The following is a 15,756-nucleotide window of genomic DNA, read 5'->3' on the forward strand; positions in this document are numbered from 1 at the left end:
CCCGAGGGAATCTCGGGTATGTCGCCGCCGTAAAATATGATAATGAGGCACCCGAGGGAATGTCTCAGGTATGTCACCGCCGTAAAATATGAAAATGAGGCACCCGAGGGAATGTCCCAGGTATGTCACCGCCGTAAAATATGAAAATGAGGCACCCGAGGGAATATCTCAGGTATGTCAAAGCTGGAAAAATCTACAATGAAGTCCTCGACAGTGATCCCGGGTCTCGAATATAGAATGGAAGGAGGGGCTGGTATTTGATCAAATGCTTTATTATTTACTCCCCAATAATGTTTCTTTTCTAATGGCAGAAGTAAGCTCATCCCTGAATCAGTTTTTTTAACTTGGATAAGTTTTGCTTTTCCCCTGTTTCCATATAATTTGCAAATGGACATCCCAGTGATTGTACCCGATCCATAACATTTTTTATCGTAAATTGTTCCGGGCGCAGTTCATCTTCCACTTCCTTCCAAAACAAAGGGGCAGCGACGGTAGCTTCCTTCGTTTTTCTCGGGGAGTAAGGTGCAATTAATGTTTTATCTTTACCATGCTGTACATAATCAATGTAAAGCCTGCCGTTTCTTTTTTTCTTCATCCGTTCGGTAGTAAATATTTCCGGGTAAGCCCCTTCCACGGTATAGGCAATGGCTTGTGTAAACAAGCCGGTTTCTTCATAACGCATGCTTCCCGCCGGAATTGGGATATGAACCTGGAGTCCTTTATTGCCGGATAACTTAACAAAAGAAACAAGGTCTAATTCATCCAATAATGTTTTAATTAACCGGGCTGCCTTTACAGCCAGCTGAAATTTGCTTTTGTCGGGCGGATCGAGATCAAAGACTATTTCCAGCGGGTTCGTGCTTTCCGCTTTTTGGAATGGAATATGAAATTCCACTGTCCCATGGTTTGCCAGCCAGACAACCGCGGGTAAATCATCAGCCAAAATTAGTTTGCCGTCTTCTGTTTCCACATATTCCATAAAGTCCGGAGCATAGTCAGGCAAATGTTTTTGGAAAAAATATTCACCTTCCACTCCATCCGGGGCACGGATAAGAGTTAAGGCGCGATGCGTCAAAAAGGGAATCATGTAAGGGAAAATCTCACGTATGTAGATCAATAAATTCCCCTTCGTATAGCCATCTTCCGGCCAGAACACCTTGTCCGTGTTTGTATATTCCACATGAGAAGGCAGCATTGCCAAATCGAGCTCCATTTGTTTCAAATTACATGCTTCCGGTGCAGTCTCGGGAAGAAGCTTCAGGAATTCCGGCTCACGGAATTCATCTTCATACAAGTCAAGCGTACGAATGGAAGCGCAGATGGCAGGAGGCAAAGTATAGGTGTTATCATGTCTTTTTCCTTGTCCGGTAAATAACTTTTTCACTGTTTGCCGTGTGTCCTCATCCATTCCGTGCTTGCATTTTCCTATTTCCAGCGTAGAAGAGTCATCAAACACTTCCACGGTGAAGTATTGATTTTCCGTATTATATGCTGTCAAAAATCCCTGTACATTCCGCCAGTTTTTTATCTTCAGCCAGTCATGATGGTTTTTTCCGGAAACGTAACGACTGTCCCTCCGCTTTGCAATAATCCCTTCTCCCTTAAATGAAAAAACAATGTCTTTTAACTCATCCTTGCTTTCATAGTATTTTACTGAATGGACATAATTATGGTCATGCCATTTTTGAAAGATTTGCTGCAGCTGCTTCTTTCTTTCCATAAGTTTTTGCTGATCCAGGGGTTTCCCGTTCATCACCAGTAAATCAAATGCCATAAAACTTGCCGGCCTGACTTTGGCAGCCTGATCAATGGATGTTTTGCTTTTTAATCTGCCGCGCTTTTGTATCCAGGAAAAGTTGGCCTGGAAATCATTGTTCAAGACAACCAGCTCTCCATCAAGCTTGATTGGCAAGAGAGATTTCAAGTCCTTTTGCTTTTTAAGGCATTCCTCCACAATTTCCGGAAAACGGGAAGTTAACTCTTTTCCATTTTTACTGATAAGCCGGATATTATCTTTTTCCCAGTCCAAAATACAGCGGAATCCGTCATACTTTATCTCATATATCCATGCATCCCCTGTTGGAATTACCTCTGCTCTGATTGGTTTCATGATCTTCATAAAAGCACCTCATTTTTTAACATGGCTCAATTGAAAAAAATTACCCGGAGGAAAAGGATAAAATGCCAATGTGCCGGCAAACTATAAAAAAGGAGGTTTGGAAATATGCATACGATGTGGAAAGGAACGATAAGCTTCGGGCTGGTCAATATTCCTGTGAAAATGCATGCGGCGACTGAAAATAAAGATGTGAAGCTTAGACAGCTGCATAAGGAATGCGAGTCACCGATTAAATACGAAAAAGTCTGTCCGGTATGTGACCGGGAAATAGAAAATGATGAAATTGTAAAGGCGTATGAATATGCCAAAAATAAATTTGTCATTTTGGATGAAGAGGAATTGAAAGCCTTACAGAAAGAACAAGGGGATAAGGCAGTGGAGATTATGGACTTTGTTAAATTGGAGGAAATTGACCCGATTTATTTTGAAAAAAGCTATTATTTATCACCAAATGATGGGGGATCAAAAGCATACGGATTGCTGAGAACCGCCCTGAAAGATACAGGGAAAATCGGCATTGCCAAGATGATGATCCGTTCGAAAGAGCAGCTTGCGGTCATCCGGGTTTATGAAAATACACTCGTAGTGGAAACGATCCATTATCCTGATGAAGTCCGCGATGTTCAGGAGGTGCCGAATGTTCCCGAGAAAGTGGAGACGGCCAAAAAGGAAATAGATACTGCAAAAATGCTGATTGATCAGCTGACAACGGAATTCGAACCTGAAAAGTATACGGATGAATATAGAACAGCACTGCTTGAGCTGATCGAACAGAAGAAAAATAATGAAGAAATCACTACCGCCAAAGATGTTAAGCCAAAAGCTCCAACCGGTGCCGATAATTTAATGGATGCCCTGCAGGCTTCACTCGATAAGGCGAAAAAAGAAAAGCCGAAACCAAAACAGCCACAGAAAAAAAAGAAAAAAACCACCTCCCGCAAGAAACAAACAGGCACGTAAAGGTAAAAAAATGACTGCAGCCGTAGTCATTTTTTTACACCGCGTTTGTCGTAATTTTATTCCGGGAAATCACCTCTCGAAGAAATTCAACAATTACTATTGGCGGCTTTTGTCCAATACCCGCATTTATAGGGATTATTCGCCTTTTGCAGCACGGGAACCATTTCCACCTGTCACCTGGCTCACTGTAACGGGAGGGGTGTCCCTAATTTTGCCACACTTTTTACATTTAATTTACAAATTACTTACAAGTCAGTGAAATAGGCTTATTTTAGACTGTTTTGCATGTAGAATAGGGTATGGAAGGAGTATACCAAGTAAAGGGATGAGAAACTGTGGAACGAAATGCATTTGTTGATAACGCGAAAGTTATTTTAATTTTTCTTGTTGTGTTTGGACACATGATCCAGCCCTTTGTCAGTGGATCTGCTCCAATGAACACACTGTACATGTGGATTTATACTTTCCACATGCCGGCATTTATTTTGCTGGCCGGACTATATGCAAAGGGATACGGCAATTTTAAATATATTATTAATTTAATGAAAAAATTAATTGTACCTTATATAATTTTTCAAATTATTTACTCCGGGTACTATTATCTTATCGGCAAGCCGGGCTGGCAGACAGAACTATTCAGCCCCCACTGGTCGTTATGGTTTTTATTCAGCTTATTCTGCTGGCATATGCTGCTGTACTGGTTTAAAAAAATTCCGCCGGCCCTGGGCATTACAATTGCGGTGCAGATCGGTTTAATAGTAGGTTATTTTGGAGAAATTGGACATACCTTCAGTTTATCCCGGACTTTTGTATTTTTTCCGTTTTTCCTGATTGGTTATTGGGTGACGGAAAAACAGCTGCTGAAGGTGGTTAAAAATAAACAAGTGAAATTTATGTCCATCGGTATTATGGCTGTATTGGCAGCTGCCATTTATGTGCTGCCTGATTTTCAAACAGGATGGCTGCTTGCGTCGAGTTCCTACAGCGATCTCGGGATGGCGGAATACGGCGGCCTGATGCGGCTGCTTGTATATACTATTGCCGCCCTTATGGTAATAAGTATTTTTGCGTGGATCCCTGAGAAGCATTATAAATGGACAAAACTTGGCACCCGGACATTATATGTGTATTTGCTGCACGGATTTTTTATTCAATTCTTTCGCCAGGCCGAATTGTTTGAGGTGAACAATTTGATTGATGTTCTGGGGCTTGCTGCATTATCGGCAGCACTTGTTTTCCTGTTATCCAGCAGACCGATTGTAGGGATCTGGCAGCCATTGATTGAAGGTAGATTCTCGATTTTGAAACGTGCATTCACGAATAAATGGAAAAACCAGCCGAAAACAGAGTCATAAGAAAGAAGATATATTATCTGATGAAAACATCATAAAGACTGAAACAAAAACAGAGGTTGAAACGTATTATAATTACCCCCTTTTAATTTAAAAACAGACGGCCAATTTCAGGCCGTCTGTTGGTTTTTTTCTTAAACGCACGGGATTTGGAAATGCTTCTTCCCAAAATTCCAAATTCTACTCGGCGTGGAGAGCATGCAGCGCAATCCACGATCACCTTAAAATATCATATGCGCAATCAGTGTAATGATAGGCAGGGTGATGATGGTCCTCAATAGAAAGATCAGTACCAGATCTTTAAAGGAAACCGGAATTTTCGAGCCCAGCAGGAAACCGCCTGTTTCAGACATGAATATCAGCTGTGTTACCGACAGGGCGGCAATGATAAACCGGGTCATCTCCGCTTCAATCCCTGATGCAAAAATGGCAGGAAGAAACATATCGGCAAATCCGATTAGAACTGTTTCTGATGCTTCCTGGGCAAATGGCACCTGCATTAATTCAAGCAATGGAACGAATGGCATTCCGAGCCATTGAAACAATGGTGTATATTCGGCAATAATCAGGGCGGCCAGACCAATCGCCATCACAACCGGTGCGACACCCATCCACATGTCCAAAATATTTTGTCCGCCTTCTTTAAAGAAACGGTACACGCTTCTTTGTTTGCTGCTTCTTTCCAGTGCCTTTTCATAGCCAAATGTAACGACATTATAGCCTGCCGGAATTTCTTCTTTAATCCCTTCCGCCTTTTCATTATAGTAGGTATCTGCCTTACGGGAAAGCGGCGGGATTCTTGGCATAATCAGTGCAGCAATGAGTCCGGATGCAATGACAGTCAAGTAAAACGGCACAAACATATGCTCAAGTCCAACCTCTGAAATAATGACAATGGAAAACGTGATCGAAACGACCGAGAAAGTCGTCCCGATGACAGCAGCCTCGCGTTTTGTATAAAACCCGTCCTCATACTGTTTACTTGTCAATAGTACCCCGATCGTTCCATCTCCGACCCAGGAGGCCAGGGAATCAATCGAAGAACGTCCCGGCAGGCGGAATAACGGCCGCATCACTTTTGTCATCAAACTGCCGAAAAACTCCAACAAACCGAAATTCATCAGTAAAGGCAAAAATAGTCCGGCAAATAAGAATACAGCAAATAAAACATGAAGTAAATCATCCAAGAGCAGCTGGCCGGTATTGGGGCCATGTACCGCTTCCGGCCCTAAACGGAAAAACACCATGACAGCAAAAACAGCTGCAATTACTCTGGTTATCGTCCAGAATGTACTCGTATGGAATAAGTTATGGAAAAATGGTGTCTTACTAAACGCGTCTTCTCCTCTAACCTTTGCGATCACTGTCATAATTGCTGTGATTAAAATAATAATCATCATAATTGCTGACAGCTGCCCCGCCAGAAGATCCTGGACAAAGTTTGCCAGGATAGCAATTGGTATCGTGTATCCATCCCCTGTACTGACCGGTGTAATAAATAGAAAAATTCCTATTAAAGAAGGTATAATAAACCGCAAATGATCACCGGCGCTATAGTTATTTTTCATCGTAAACCCCCATCCTAAAAAATAATGTGTTTTTTTCTTATTATAAGTGAAGTAACGGTATATATCCATCTATTTTTTTAAAAAGTTATGCAAATGAAAGTTTTTTTACATGTTAAACCGTCAAAAAAATGGGGAACAATTGAAAAATAACCATGAAATTTTTGTAATGGAAATTAGGGGTTTTAATGATTTTTTTCTGGCACATCTGTCATTTACTCCATTGTGTGCCTTATATTTGTTATACTTATAATATAGGATGTTTTGCTTCGATAAAATAATGGAAAGGGTGTTTTTGATGAATGATTTAATAAAAAAAGGATTTCTTCTTGGTTTGGGAGCGGCTGTAACAAGCAAAGAGAAATTTGACCAAAAATTGAAGGAATTGGTGGACCAGAATGAATTGACCCAGGAAGAAGCAAAATCAGTGATGCAGGGTTTTATGGATAAAGGCGAAATGAAAAAAGATGAATGGAATTCCAAACAATATGAGCAGGCTCAAAAATTCGCAAAAGATATCGGGCTGGCTACAAAAGAGGATATTAATGAATTGCGTGCACGAATTACCCAGCTTGAAGCAATGCTGGATAAAAACGATTTATAAGAGAACCCGGAGTTTGCCGGATTGAAGCCCCGTTTCCGGAAAGGACAAAATAAGGAATCTCTCATCCGGTATCTCCTATTATTGAAATATAGCGATAAACAGAGAAAAATGGAGTCAATAGTATCCAAAGCTACGTTACCTGTCGGAAAATTATTTTATGGAATGTCAAAAAAGGTATTTATCTGTAAATTCAGCTTATTTTATATAATTTAGTTGATTTCTGCCTCTCTACACGTTACAATGTATAAAAATACAACAGGTGTTGGTATGGGGGGATGTACAAAATGAAAAGTTTTGTACAACTTTGTGAAAACACAAGGGAAAAACTGGGTCGGCAGCTGCAGGAAAACGAAAAAGCATTTTTGCAATGGATGTATGAAAACTACAAAGACGAAGAAAAGAAGAAAATCCAGGGGGCAACGAGCCAATAATTGTATAGGAGGTAATTAATTGCAATGCAGCTCTTAGTCTATATCATTGTGGCTATCGTTGTAGGATTAATCATGGCAGCGTTATTTGGCTTCAAATATCCCGGTAAATGGATTGGTGCCATCGTAGCAGGTCTGTTAGGCGCATGGATAGGTGACGTACTGATCCGGGAACTCGGACCGGCAATCGGCGGCTACTACATATTTCCGGCAGCCCTCGGTGCAGCTGTAGTCTCACTAATAATCGGCCTGCTCGGAAGAAGAGCAAATATAAAAGCATAAACGCAACATGGGGGACGGTTCTTTTGTTGCAATGAAAGGCTCACGCATGGACCAATTGTATTCCATGCGTTTTTGCATGTGAAAAACAGAGCTCCCCGCGCAGTTGTTACAGGCAGAATATTGCCCTCCAAAACTATTATCATGTACAATGAAACCAGTCAAAAATGCAAAGGAGCGGACGAAATGGCTGTTGATAATGGGAAAGTATTACAAAAAATGATGACAGAGCTGCAGCTGGCCAAACAATTGAAAGATGACGATGCAGCCATGCTAAAGCATATTCGGCACATTCGCCTGCTTTGTGATTTGTTTTTGGACGATGATGCCCAGGCAGCGGTAAAACCGCAAATACAACCTGCCGGCATAGAAGAGGCGGAAATGAAGGCCATGCTCGGGGAAAGGGCATATAAGGCGGAGAAATACAAACAGCAGGATAAAAATGCACAAATCGATCATGATGGGGCGAATGGGGATTCCATTTTTGATTTTTAGCCCGTTACCGGGAAGGCCCGTATTTTTGGATAAGCAATTCTAATTGAGGTGAACAAAAATGAAAATATTTTTATTGCTCGGTGCAATCAATGGATTTTTGGCAGTAGCTTTAGGTGCGTTCGGGGCGCATGGTTTGGAGGGGAGAATTTCGGAAAAGTCTCTTGGAACATGGGAAAAAGCAGTAAACTATCAAATGTTCCATACCATGGCACTTCTCTTCACAGGTCTCTTGCTGGCAAAAATGAATGCAGGGGGCCTCAATTGGGCAGGATGGATGTTTTTGACAGGTATTATCCTTTTTTCCGGAAGTCTTTATATTTATGCGACAACCGGCATTCGCACTTTTGCTATGATTACACCACTTGGCGGTGTTGCCTTTTTAATCGGCTGGGTGCTGGTTGGCACGGTAATCGTCAGAAACCTGTAATACATATTACATCGTAAAGATTAGATATGTTGCTAAAACAAATAGGAGTGCAGCACGCAAAGCATGTTTCATCGCTACCTGTGTGCGGTATGTATGAAATTCAATCAGGGCAGTTAAAATATAGCTGATTGCCAAAAGGTAGAGTCCAAGAAATATGAAAAGCAGATAGCTTTGGATGATGGCAAATAAAGCTAATATAACGACTAAAACGATGGTAATGAATTCCAGGCGGATGTATTTTTCGTAAGGATGTCTCACATTACTGCCCCTTTCCCATATGGAAAAGGATGACACCAGTACCTGTGTGTCATCCTTTCCTCTGTCAAATCACCCCTTGTCAGCGCGGATCGTAGGATGATAATTGCTGGTTCCCTGCTCCAAAAGGATATGTGTAGTTGATCTCTTCATCAAATGTAACATAATCCAGATATACCATTAATAACAGGTATCTTCTGTCCGTGTCGGGATCACTTAAAATTAAATGATCTCTTCCTGCAGCCTCGATCACACCCCTGAAAACCTTGGCATTCCACTGGTTATTGTTTTCAAAGGTCATGTAGACTGTAGCCAGTTTCCCCCGATTCAGCCGCAGAATATTTTCGATGAATGATTGCTGCAGCGGCAGCATTCCGTGATCCTGCTGCTGAAATTGCGGGATTTGCTGTGCCTGCTGCTGCTGTGTAAATTGCTGGGACTGGGGATCCTGACGGTAATGATACATGGGATAATATGCTGGGGATGCTGCTGGATAATAGTAGTACGGATAAGCCTGATAAGGGTTGGCTGACTGCTGCTGATTTTGCCTGTCATCATTTTCGCTCATATAAAAGCCTCCTTATAAAAATTTAAAATATCGCTAAATGCTCCATCTCATATCTGTTCCTATTAATTGATAATAGTCTTAACGAAAAACCTGCGGACAATCGGACATAGTAGGACTGTAAAAACAATGCGCTTTAAACCTTCCGGTGTTCCATTGATCAAACCATTGGGCAGGGCAGGCTCCTTCAGGCCGAAAGAACCACAGAGAATTGGTGGCAGGATGCTGGCGTTCTCCCTGGATTACCCTTCGTGCCAATCGTTTTTCCGATTCCCTGGCCCGCTGATAGAAATAACCCTTTTGTGTTGCTTCGAATCCTCCGGGACTTTGAAATACCATATCATTGATATTGCGGATATCGGTAAAATCCAGGCAGGCTGCAATGACACGATTGACTCCCGTATTGCCAACCATAAGCATACCCAAATCCCCATCTTCTTCAGCTTCAGCACGCATCAGCCTTGCCAGCAATGCAACATCATTTTCCGTATGTGCAACAACAGCCATAAAAACATTCCTCATTTCTGTTCAGTCTGGATGCAAAACATTCTAATTATATGTATGTAATTCGCCCGGAAAAGATGACAAGGAAATCATCCGGAAATGTTACGGAAAAAAAACAGCACGTGAAATCAAGGAGATTCCACGTGCTGTTTAGTGATGATCAAGTTACTTTCGACTGTTAGCTGATTTATTTAAACAGAAAAATAATCTGTAAGCTTTTCTTTTGGAAAATGATTTCCAACGAAGAATTCCCCGAATTCCCCGTAGCGGGAGCTTACTTCATCCCAGCGCATTTCATAAACAATCTTTTTAAATTGCAGTGGTTCATGGGCGAATAAGGTAACTCCCCATTCCCAATCATCAAGTCCGATCGAACCCGTGATGATTTGCTTCACTTTACCGGCATATTTCCGTCCTGTCATACTATGCTCATAAAGCAGCTTGCCGCGTACATCTTTTTCAAGGGTATACCAGTTTTCATTACCTTCACGGCGTCTGTCCATGGGATAAAAACAAATATGCTCCCATTTTGGAAGGATCGGCTTTAGACGGGCCTGTGTCTCCGGCAGGGTTTCAGGATCTGGTTCCCCTTCTTTTTGCGGCCGGTATTTGGAAAGCTCTACAACAGATACATAGGAATGGGCAGGCAGTAAAAACTCACCCATTTTTGATTTATTTAGTTCTGTTTCCATATCGGACAGCTCATCCATCGTTGGACGTAAAAACATAAACATCAAATCCGCTTTCTGTCCTACCACCTTATATAACACATGGCTGCCATTTTTCTCTTCTTCCACCGCTTCCCACTTTGTCAGCAATTGTTCAAAGCTGTGCAATGCATTCTTCCGCTCTTCTTCTGAAGCCATTTTCCAAGAGTTCCAATCGATTGTCCGCAGATCATGCAGGCTGTACCAGCCATCCATTGTTTCTACCGGTTCTACCATCGTTATCTCTCCTTCTTTTACTTTAGCTTTAAGCTGATTTAAAAAATTCGGCTATAAGGTAAATTCTCAGGAATACATTCATTTTTACTATAGCATAAATAGGGTATGATATTCATGAAACATGTATCTTCAGCAGCGTGAAAAACAGGCCGCATTCCAATGTTTTGTCACAAATTCGGCAAAACTGGTTTTGCCCTGGTACCTGCATATTTGCCATCATTCATCTATAATTGATTATAACCAACTAGGAGGGTTTGTAAAAATGAGTGGATTATTTGAGGGCTTGACGAAAAGCATTGCGGGCAAAAATAAAAGGATTGTTTTTCCGGAAGGGACAGATGAGCGAATTTTAACAGCGGCGAGCCAATTGAGTGCAGCAGGTATACTTACACCTGTCCTTATTGGAGATGAAAATAAAATAATGAGCAAGGCAGGAGAAATAGGTGTGGATGTATCCTCCTGTGTCATATCGGATCCATCCGGCTATCCCGACTTTCCTCTCATGGCGGAGACATTTGTAGAACGCAGGAAAGGTAAAGTGACGCGGGAAGACGCGGAAAAAATCTTGCAGGATGAAAATTACTTTGGCACCATGCTTGTTTATATGAATCAGGCTGACGGGCTTGTAAGCGGAGCGGCACATTCTACAGCTGATACGGTTCGTCCGGCTTTGCAGATAATCAAAACAAAAGAAGGCATCCAAAAAACTTCCGGGGTATTCATCATGGTTCGCGGTGAAGAAAAATATGTATTTGCAGACTGTGCAATTAACATTAGCCCTGACAGCCAGGATCTTGCAGAAATTGCAGCGGAAAGCGCAGTAACAGGCAGGCTATTTGGTATAGACCCGCGAATTGCCATGCTCAGTTTTTCTACAAAAGGGTCAGCGAAATCAGCGGAAACGGAAAAAATAGTGGAGGCATTAAAAATAGTCAAAGAAAGCAATCCATCCCTTGTGATTGACGGAGAATTTCAGTTTGATGCGGCATTTGTTCCTGATGTTGCCAGAAAAAAAGCGCCCGATTCCATATTACAGGGGGATGCAAATGTTTTTATATTCCCAAGTTTGGAAGCGGGGAATATCGGCTATAAAATTGCCCAGCGTTTAGGGGAATTTGAAGCGGTCGGTCCCGTTTTGCAAGGCTTGAAAAAACCGGTAAATGATCTTTCCCGCGGCTGCAGTGTGGACGATGTTTATAAATTGGCGTTAATTACAGCTGTACAATCAGATGTATAAATAATATACCTTGCAATAGAGGAAAAGCAGCTCTGTTGCAAGGTATTTATATTTAAACTTTGTGACCGCGGATACGGTCAAAGATATTAACCGTAATCGGTCATTAACCATTAACTGGCATACCTTTACGGAGGGCCTGGCATTTTATGCAGTCCGGGCCATTATGCTGTGGAAGGAAAACGCGCAGATCCAAAGGCGTGACCCGGACTTAGCCAAATGGACTTTCAGGTATTGTACTTATTACAATGCTGCTATTTTCTCATTCCGCTTTTTCATTTGTTCCAGCCGTTTATTAAAGAAGGAAATTTCTTCAGCGGAAAACTCCCTGCTGGCAATCTGAACAGAAAAATCTGTTAAAGCCTGGTATGCCCTCTGCTTCACTTCTTCCACAGTTAAAGGCACATTGAGCAAATCTGACAGGGACCCCATTACTTCCGGGTTTACATCGGGGTAATTGAATTTAGTCGGCCTATCTTGTTTGCTTGTACGATAAAAATCACGAATATGTGCGGCTCTCTCAAAGCTGTTTCCTTCTATATCCAAATATATCTGTATGCTGGCTCCATTTTTTACACGGCGCTGGGAAATACCCGCAAACTTTTTCCCGTTTATGCTTAAATCATAATCTCCCGGACAATAGGACCCGACGACTTCATAGGCTTTGATTTGACCGGTAAGATCCCGGAACATATGCTGAATAAAACGGACCATCGCTTCATATCCGTCATGAATGGAAATCTGCTTTACGTCCGGCAGCACGAGGGATAGATTCAGCACCCCATCATCAAGTGCCACGGCAAGACCGCCGGAGTTGCGGACGATAACATGATAGCCCTGTTTTTTGAGATGTTCAATGCCCGCTTCAATAAACGGAAGTCTGGCATCTGGTATGCCCAATACGATCGTTTTGGGGTGAACCCATAAACGCATGACGGGAGGGGAGAGCTGATCACTGACAGAGATGGCGAGAGCATCATCTATCGCAAATGAAGTAATTGCCGTATAGGGCTCGTCTCTGAAATACGCTATGTTTGTATGATCCACGTAACGAAATATTTGTTGCTGAATGATTTCTTTCCAGTTTTTCATAATAACTCCTTGACAAAATCATAAGTGACATTTCTTTTCGTCTATGCTTCAACTATTATATAATAAAAACAAATTGGGGAAAAGAACGGATGAAGCAAATGGCTTATAAAGATGAACAGCTGCATGAGGAAAAGGTGTTTAAAGACCCGGTACACCGCTATGTGCATGTAAAGGACCGGGTGATTTGGGATTTGATTGCGGCACCTGAATTTCAGCGGCTGCGGCGGATTAAACAGCTCGGCACGACCTATTTAACCTTTCACGGTGCAGAACACAGCCGGTTTAATCACTCTCTTGGTGTTTACGAGATTGTCAGAAGGATACTATATAATTTCAAGAACAGGCCGAATTGGAATGACGATGAACGCCTGCTTTGTTTATGTGCAGCACTCCTGCATGACTTGGGACATGGACCGTTTTCCCATTCCTTTGAGAAAGTGTTTAAATTGGATCATGAACATTTTACAAGGGAAATCATTCTCAGGGATACAACAATAAATGCCATTTTAGAACGGGTAGAGCCCGGATTCGCGCAGAAAGTGGCAGATGTCATTGCCAAGACGTATGAAGATAAGCTTGTGGTCAGTCTGATATCCAGCCAGATCGATGCAGATCGGATGGACTATCTGCAGCGGGATGCATTTTTTACCGGTGTAAGCTATGGACATTTCGATATGGAGCGGATTCTGCGTGTTATGCGGCCGATGGAGGACCAGGTTGTGATTAAATCAACGGGCATGCATGCAGTGGAAGATTATATTATGAGCCGCTATCAGATGTATTGGCAAGTTTATTTCCATCCGGTCACTCGCAGCGCAGAGGTAATTCTATCAAAAATTCTGCAGCGGGCCAAATATTTGTTTGAGTCGGATGCATTTACATTTAAACTGAAACCCACCCATTTTATGTCTTTTTTTACCGGAGACGTACAATTGGAGGAATACTTGAAACTCGATGAAGGAATTGTTTCTTATTATTTTCAGTTATGGCAGGAAGAAGATGATGCCATTTTGCGGGATTTATGTGAACGGTTTGTCAATCGCCGCCTGTTTAAATATATTGAATTTAATCCGAATCTCCAGATGAATACGTGGATGGAACTGTATGGATTATTTAAGGAGGCTGGAATCGACCCGGACTATTATCTTGTCGTCGATTCCTCTTCAGATCTGCCGTATGACTTTTACCGTCCCGGGGAAGAAGAAGAGCGTTTGCCGATTCATCTGCTCATGCCGGATGGCAGTTTAAAAGAGTTATCAAGAAATTCGGATATTGTCGAATCCATTTCCGGAAAAAAACGGACAGATCATAAACTGTATTTTCCAAATGATTTCGTGGAGAAGCTGCCGGATAAACATGTAAAAAAGCGGATCTCGGAAATTTTAGGACTGCCGGAATAAAGATAATAAGTATAAAGCTTTACAGCCACGCAGCGCCGAAGCAGGGGGCATATGATAAACAAGCTTGCATTCCAAAGTGTAAGGGCTTTGAAGAAGGCAACAGCCGTTTTTAAGCATCCTGTAGTGGCAAGCCAAGTTTTTTAACGTAACGGGAGATGTGTGAAATGTTGACAAAACATGCTAAATTGATGGAGTTTTTTTCTATTGCAGGGGAAATTACCGGGAGAAAAAAACTGCAGAAAATGATTTATATCCTGAAAAAATGCAGGCTTCCTTTTGAAGAGAAATTTGAATATCATTTTTATGGCCCGTACTCTGAAGAACTGACACTAAGGGTGGAAGAACTGTGTAATTTAGGGTTTTTAGAGGAACTTAAGGAAGAGAAAAGCAGTTATTTTCAATATCATTACAGTATTACCGGGGATGGCGAAGCTTTTTTGCAGCAGTTTGCTTCCCACTTGCCTGGTTTGGAAGAAAAAGTGAATCTCTTGAACGAACAGAGTTCCCGATTTTTGGAACTGGTTGCAACGATAATGTATTTTGATGAACTGCCAAAGTCTGAGGTGGCCGAAAAAATCCATAAGGTTAAATCGAAGCAGAACTATTCAGAAGAAGAAATCGAGCAGGCCTGGGACTTTATTCACCTGCTTGCAGGAAAGGCATCCAATTAAATACGGAACACCAATATCAGATAAAAGTCGGAAAATGAAAAAGACGATGCAACTATGCTACAATGGGAAACAAAAGAGAAGAAGGAGGATCCATGAGATGAGTGCAGATCAATCTCCAAACAAAAAAAAGAAAAATACATTTACGATTATAAAAGATGACTCTACAGACGGTCATGGCGGCTATGGAGGCGGAGCCATCAGCCTGGAAAATATGTCCTCTGTCATTGTTGACCCGAATGAAAATAAAGCATATGTCGATATGGCAGCAATGCATGCCCGCAGTGAAATTGAACGCAGGGTGAAATACCTGCCGAATAAAGAGGAAGTACCGAACGGAAAATTGTACTGGATCGTCTGGGTCAATGTGGAGCGCGGCGAGCATGGTCCTTATTATGGAGGAGTGGCAGGAAGTGAACTGAGGGTGGACCGTTCCATTAAACGGGCCTATAAATCCATGCCGGAGCATGTTACACATATGGAGAAATCCCTGAAAGGCAAGATTGTTGTCGAGCATATGGATGAACACTCAAAAAAGCTGCTGAAAGATTTTCTCGTAGAATTTGATGAGGATATGTGGAATAACTCTACCGAAGAACTGAAAACGGCCTTGCCGGAATAAAGTTAAATTATGAACATTTTGTGACGTAATGAAAACTGAACGGGAATATCTTGTACTTTGGATGATTAATTTGTAAAATATGAGTACATGGGCTACTCATGTATTACTAGGACAAAAAAGAAGCCGACCTTTCATTGCAGGGTCGGCTTCTTTTTAATTGATAGGAAAAAGCGGACAAAACGAAAGGTAATTCACTTGTAACCCCTGGGAAATTGCCTATAATCCCGTGTATTCCCTTATATT

General features: G+C 41.8%; 18 protein-coding genes. 11 read left to right on the forward strand and 7 right to left on the reverse strand.

Features of this window, described 5'->3' with window-relative positions:
* Positions 1 to 319: 319 nt before the first annotated feature.
* The gene (locus GHD25_RS13155) at positions 320 to 2,119 is read right to left on the reverse strand and encodes a DNA ligase D (RefSeq protein ID WP_164217559.1); all 1,800 of its coding nucleotides are present in this window, start codon (positions 2,117 to 2,119) and stop codon (positions 320 to 322) included.
* A gap of 105 nt (positions 2,120 to 2,224) precedes the next feature.
* Here GHD25_RS13155 and ku point away from each other — a divergent pair, with 105 nt between their 5' ends.
* Positions 2,225 to 3,079: a non-homologous end joining protein Ku gene (gene ku / locus GHD25_RS13160; RefSeq protein WP_164217561.1), complete on the forward strand. Its 855-nt coding sequence runs from the start codon at positions 2,225 to 2,227 to the stop codon at positions 3,077 to 3,079.
* Positions 3,080 to 3,414: 335 nt separating this feature from the next.
* A complete protein-coding gene (locus GHD25_RS13165; RefSeq protein ID WP_164217563.1) occupies positions 3,415 to 4,434 on the forward strand; it encodes an acyltransferase family protein in 1,020 nt (339 codons plus the stop codon).
* 218 nt (positions 4,435 to 4,652) lie between these two features.
* On the opposite strand, the gene GHD25_RS13170 is transcribed toward GHD25_RS13165, so the two are convergent.
* The gene (locus GHD25_RS13170; RefSeq protein ID WP_164217565.1) at positions 4,653 to 5,999 is read right to left on the reverse strand and encodes a YjiH family protein; all 1,347 of its coding nucleotides are present in this window, start codon (positions 5,997 to 5,999) and stop codon (positions 4,653 to 4,655) included.
* Positions 6,000 to 6,294: 295 nt separating this feature from the next.
* On the opposite strand from GHD25_RS13170, the gene GHD25_RS13175 reads away from it, so the two are divergent.
* The 5 genes from GHD25_RS13175 to GHD25_RS13195 all read left to right on the forward strand — a co-directional run bounded on the left by GHD25_RS13175 (position 6,295) and on the right by GHD25_RS13195 (position 8,229).
* A complete protein-coding gene (locus GHD25_RS13175; RefSeq protein ID WP_164217567.1) occupies positions 6,295 to 6,600 on the forward strand; it encodes a phasin family protein in 306 nt (101 codons plus the stop codon).
* A gap of 284 nt (positions 6,601 to 6,884) precedes the next feature.
* The gene (locus GHD25_RS13180) at positions 6,885 to 7,031 is read left to right on the forward strand and encodes a hypothetical protein (protein ID WP_164217569.1); all 147 of its coding nucleotides are present in this window, start codon (positions 6,885 to 6,887) and stop codon (positions 7,029 to 7,031) included.
* Positions 7,032 to 7,055: 24 nt separating this feature from the next.
* Positions 7,056 to 7,310, forward strand: a complete 255-nt coding sequence (locus tag GHD25_RS13185) for a GlsB/YeaQ/YmgE family stress response membrane protein (protein WP_164217571.1) — start codon at positions 7,056 to 7,058, stop codon at positions 7,308 to 7,310.
* A gap of 183 nt (positions 7,311 to 7,493) precedes the next feature.
* Entirely contained in the window at positions 7,494 to 7,802 is a 309-nt protein-coding gene (locus tag GHD25_RS13190) for a DUF5327 family protein (protein ID WP_164217573.1), read from the forward strand.
* Between the two features lie 58 nt (positions 7,803 to 7,860).
* A complete protein-coding gene (locus GHD25_RS13195; RefSeq protein ID WP_164217575.1) occupies positions 7,861 to 8,229 on the forward strand; it encodes a DUF423 domain-containing protein in 369 nt (122 codons plus the stop codon).
* A gap of 6 nt (positions 8,230 to 8,235) precedes the next feature.
* On the opposite strand, the gene GHD25_RS13200 is transcribed toward GHD25_RS13195, so the two are convergent.
* From GHD25_RS13200 to hemQ, 4 genes are all read right to left on the reverse strand, one after another.
* Positions 8,236 to 8,487, reverse strand: coding sequence for a hypothetical protein (locus GHD25_RS13200; RefSeq protein ID WP_164217577.1), 252 nt, complete (start codon positions 8,485 to 8,487; stop codon positions 8,236 to 8,238).
* Between the two features lie 79 nt (positions 8,488 to 8,566).
* Positions 8,567 to 9,052, reverse strand: coding sequence for a spore coat protein GerQ (gerQ, locus tag GHD25_RS13205; protein WP_164217579.1), 486 nt, complete (start codon positions 9,050 to 9,052; stop codon positions 8,567 to 8,569).
* A gap of 78 nt (positions 9,053 to 9,130) precedes the next feature.
* Positions 9,131 to 9,556, reverse strand: coding sequence for a cell wall hydrolase (locus GHD25_RS13210; protein WP_164217581.1), 426 nt, complete (start codon positions 9,554 to 9,556; stop codon positions 9,131 to 9,133).
* Between the two features lie 188 nt (positions 9,557 to 9,744).
* Positions 9,745 to 10,497 (reverse strand): hydrogen peroxide-dependent heme synthase, encoded by a 753-nt coding sequence (hemQ, locus tag GHD25_RS13215; RefSeq protein ID WP_164217583.1) that lies wholly within the window; start codon positions 10,495 to 10,497, stop codon positions 9,745 to 9,747.
* A gap of 262 nt (positions 10,498 to 10,759) precedes the next feature.
* Here hemQ and pta point away from each other — a divergent pair, with 262 nt between their 5' ends.
* Entirely contained in the window at positions 10,760 to 11,734 is a 975-nt protein-coding gene (gene pta, locus GHD25_RS13220; RefSeq protein WP_164217585.1) for a phosphate acetyltransferase, read from the forward strand.
* A gap of 240 nt (positions 11,735 to 11,974) precedes the next feature.
* Here pta and GHD25_RS13225 read toward each other — a convergent pair whose 3' ends face one another.
* Positions 11,975 to 12,823 carry a lipoate--protein ligase family protein gene (locus GHD25_RS13225; protein WP_164217587.1) on the reverse strand — a complete coding sequence of 283 codons (849 nt, stop codon included), beginning with the start codon at positions 12,821 to 12,823 and terminating at the stop codon, positions 11,975 to 11,977.
* 98 nt (positions 12,824 to 12,921) lie between these two features.
* Between GHD25_RS13225 and GHD25_RS13230 the strand changes: the two genes are divergently transcribed.
* From GHD25_RS13230 to GHD25_RS13240, 3 genes are all read left to right on the forward strand, one after another.
* A complete protein-coding gene (locus GHD25_RS13230) occupies positions 12,922 to 14,223 on the forward strand; it encodes an HD domain-containing protein (protein ID WP_164217707.1) in 1,302 nt (433 codons plus the stop codon).
* A gap of 164 nt (positions 14,224 to 14,387) precedes the next feature.
* Positions 14,388 to 14,894: a YwgA family protein gene (locus tag GHD25_RS13235; RefSeq protein ID WP_164217589.1), complete on the forward strand. Its 507-nt coding sequence runs from the start codon at positions 14,388 to 14,390 to the stop codon at positions 14,892 to 14,894.
* Positions 14,895 to 14,991: 97 nt separating this feature from the next.
* A complete protein-coding gene (locus GHD25_RS13240; protein WP_164217591.1) occupies positions 14,992 to 15,513 on the forward strand; it encodes a YwhD family protein in 522 nt (173 codons plus the stop codon).
* The last annotated feature ends 243 nt before the right edge of the window (positions 15,514 to 15,756 follow it).

This window comes from Virgibacillus aidingensis (genome assembly GCF_010994035.1).
In the GTDB taxonomy this organism is placed as follows: Bacteria; Bacillota; Bacilli; order Bacillales; family Amphibacillaceae; genus Virgibacillus_N.

Excerpts from the sequence above, each read along its gene's own strand:
- GHD25_RS13230 (WP_164217707.1), top strand. The coding sequence starts at position 12,922 with ATGGCTTATAAAGATGAACAGCTGCATGAGGAAAAGGTGTTTAAAGAC.
- gerQ (WP_164217579.1), bottom strand. The coding sequence starts at position 9,052 with ATGAGCGAAAATGATGACAGGCAAAATCAGCAGCAGTCAGCCAACCCT.
- GHD25_RS13195 (WP_164217575.1), top strand. The coding sequence starts at position 7,861 with ATGAAAATATTTTTATTGCTCGGTGCAATCAATGGATTTTTGGCAGTA.
- GHD25_RS13175 (WP_164217567.1), top strand. The coding sequence starts at position 6,295 with ATGAATGATTTAATAAAAAAAGGATTTCTTCTTGGTTTGGGAGCGGCT.
- GHD25_RS13210 (WP_164217581.1), bottom strand. The coding sequence starts at position 9,556 with ATGGCTGTTGTTGCACATACGGAAAATGATGTTGCATTGCTGGCAAGG.
- hemQ (WP_164217583.1), bottom strand. The coding sequence starts at position 10,497 with ATGGTAGAACCGGTAGAAACAATGGATGGCTGGTACAGCCTGCATGAT.
- GHD25_RS13185 (WP_164217571.1), top strand. The coding sequence starts at position 7,056 with ATGCAGCTCTTAGTCTATATCATTGTGGCTATCGTTGTAGGATTAATC.
- GHD25_RS13240 (WP_164217591.1), top strand. The coding sequence starts at position 14,992 with ATGAGTGCAGATCAATCTCCAAACAAAAAAAAGAAAAATACATTTACG.
- GHD25_RS13170 (WP_164217565.1), bottom strand. The coding sequence starts at position 5,999 with ATGAAAAATAACTATAGCGCCGGTGATCATTTGCGGTTTATTATACCT.
- GHD25_RS13235 (WP_164217589.1), top strand. The coding sequence starts at position 14,388 with ATGTTGACAAAACATGCTAAATTGATGGAGTTTTTTTCTATTGCAGGG.
- GHD25_RS13180 (WP_164217569.1), top strand. The coding sequence starts at position 6,885 with ATGAAAAGTTTTGTACAACTTTGTGAAAACACAAGGGAAAAACTGGGT.
- pta (WP_164217585.1), top strand. The coding sequence starts at position 10,760 with ATGAGTGGATTATTTGAGGGCTTGACGAAAAGCATTGCGGGCAAAAAT.
- GHD25_RS13225 (WP_164217587.1), bottom strand. The coding sequence starts at position 12,823 with ATGAAAAACTGGAAAGAAATCATTCAGCAACAAATATTTCGTTACGTG.
- GHD25_RS13190 (WP_164217573.1), top strand. The coding sequence starts at position 7,494 with ATGGCTGTTGATAATGGGAAAGTATTACAAAAAATGATGACAGAGCTG.
- GHD25_RS13155 (WP_164217559.1), bottom strand. The coding sequence starts at position 2,119 with ATGAAGATCATGAAACCAATCAGAGCAGAGGTAATTCCAACAGGGGAT.
- ku (WP_164217561.1), top strand. The coding sequence starts at position 2,225 with ATGCATACGATGTGGAAAGGAACGATAAGCTTCGGGCTGGTCAATATT.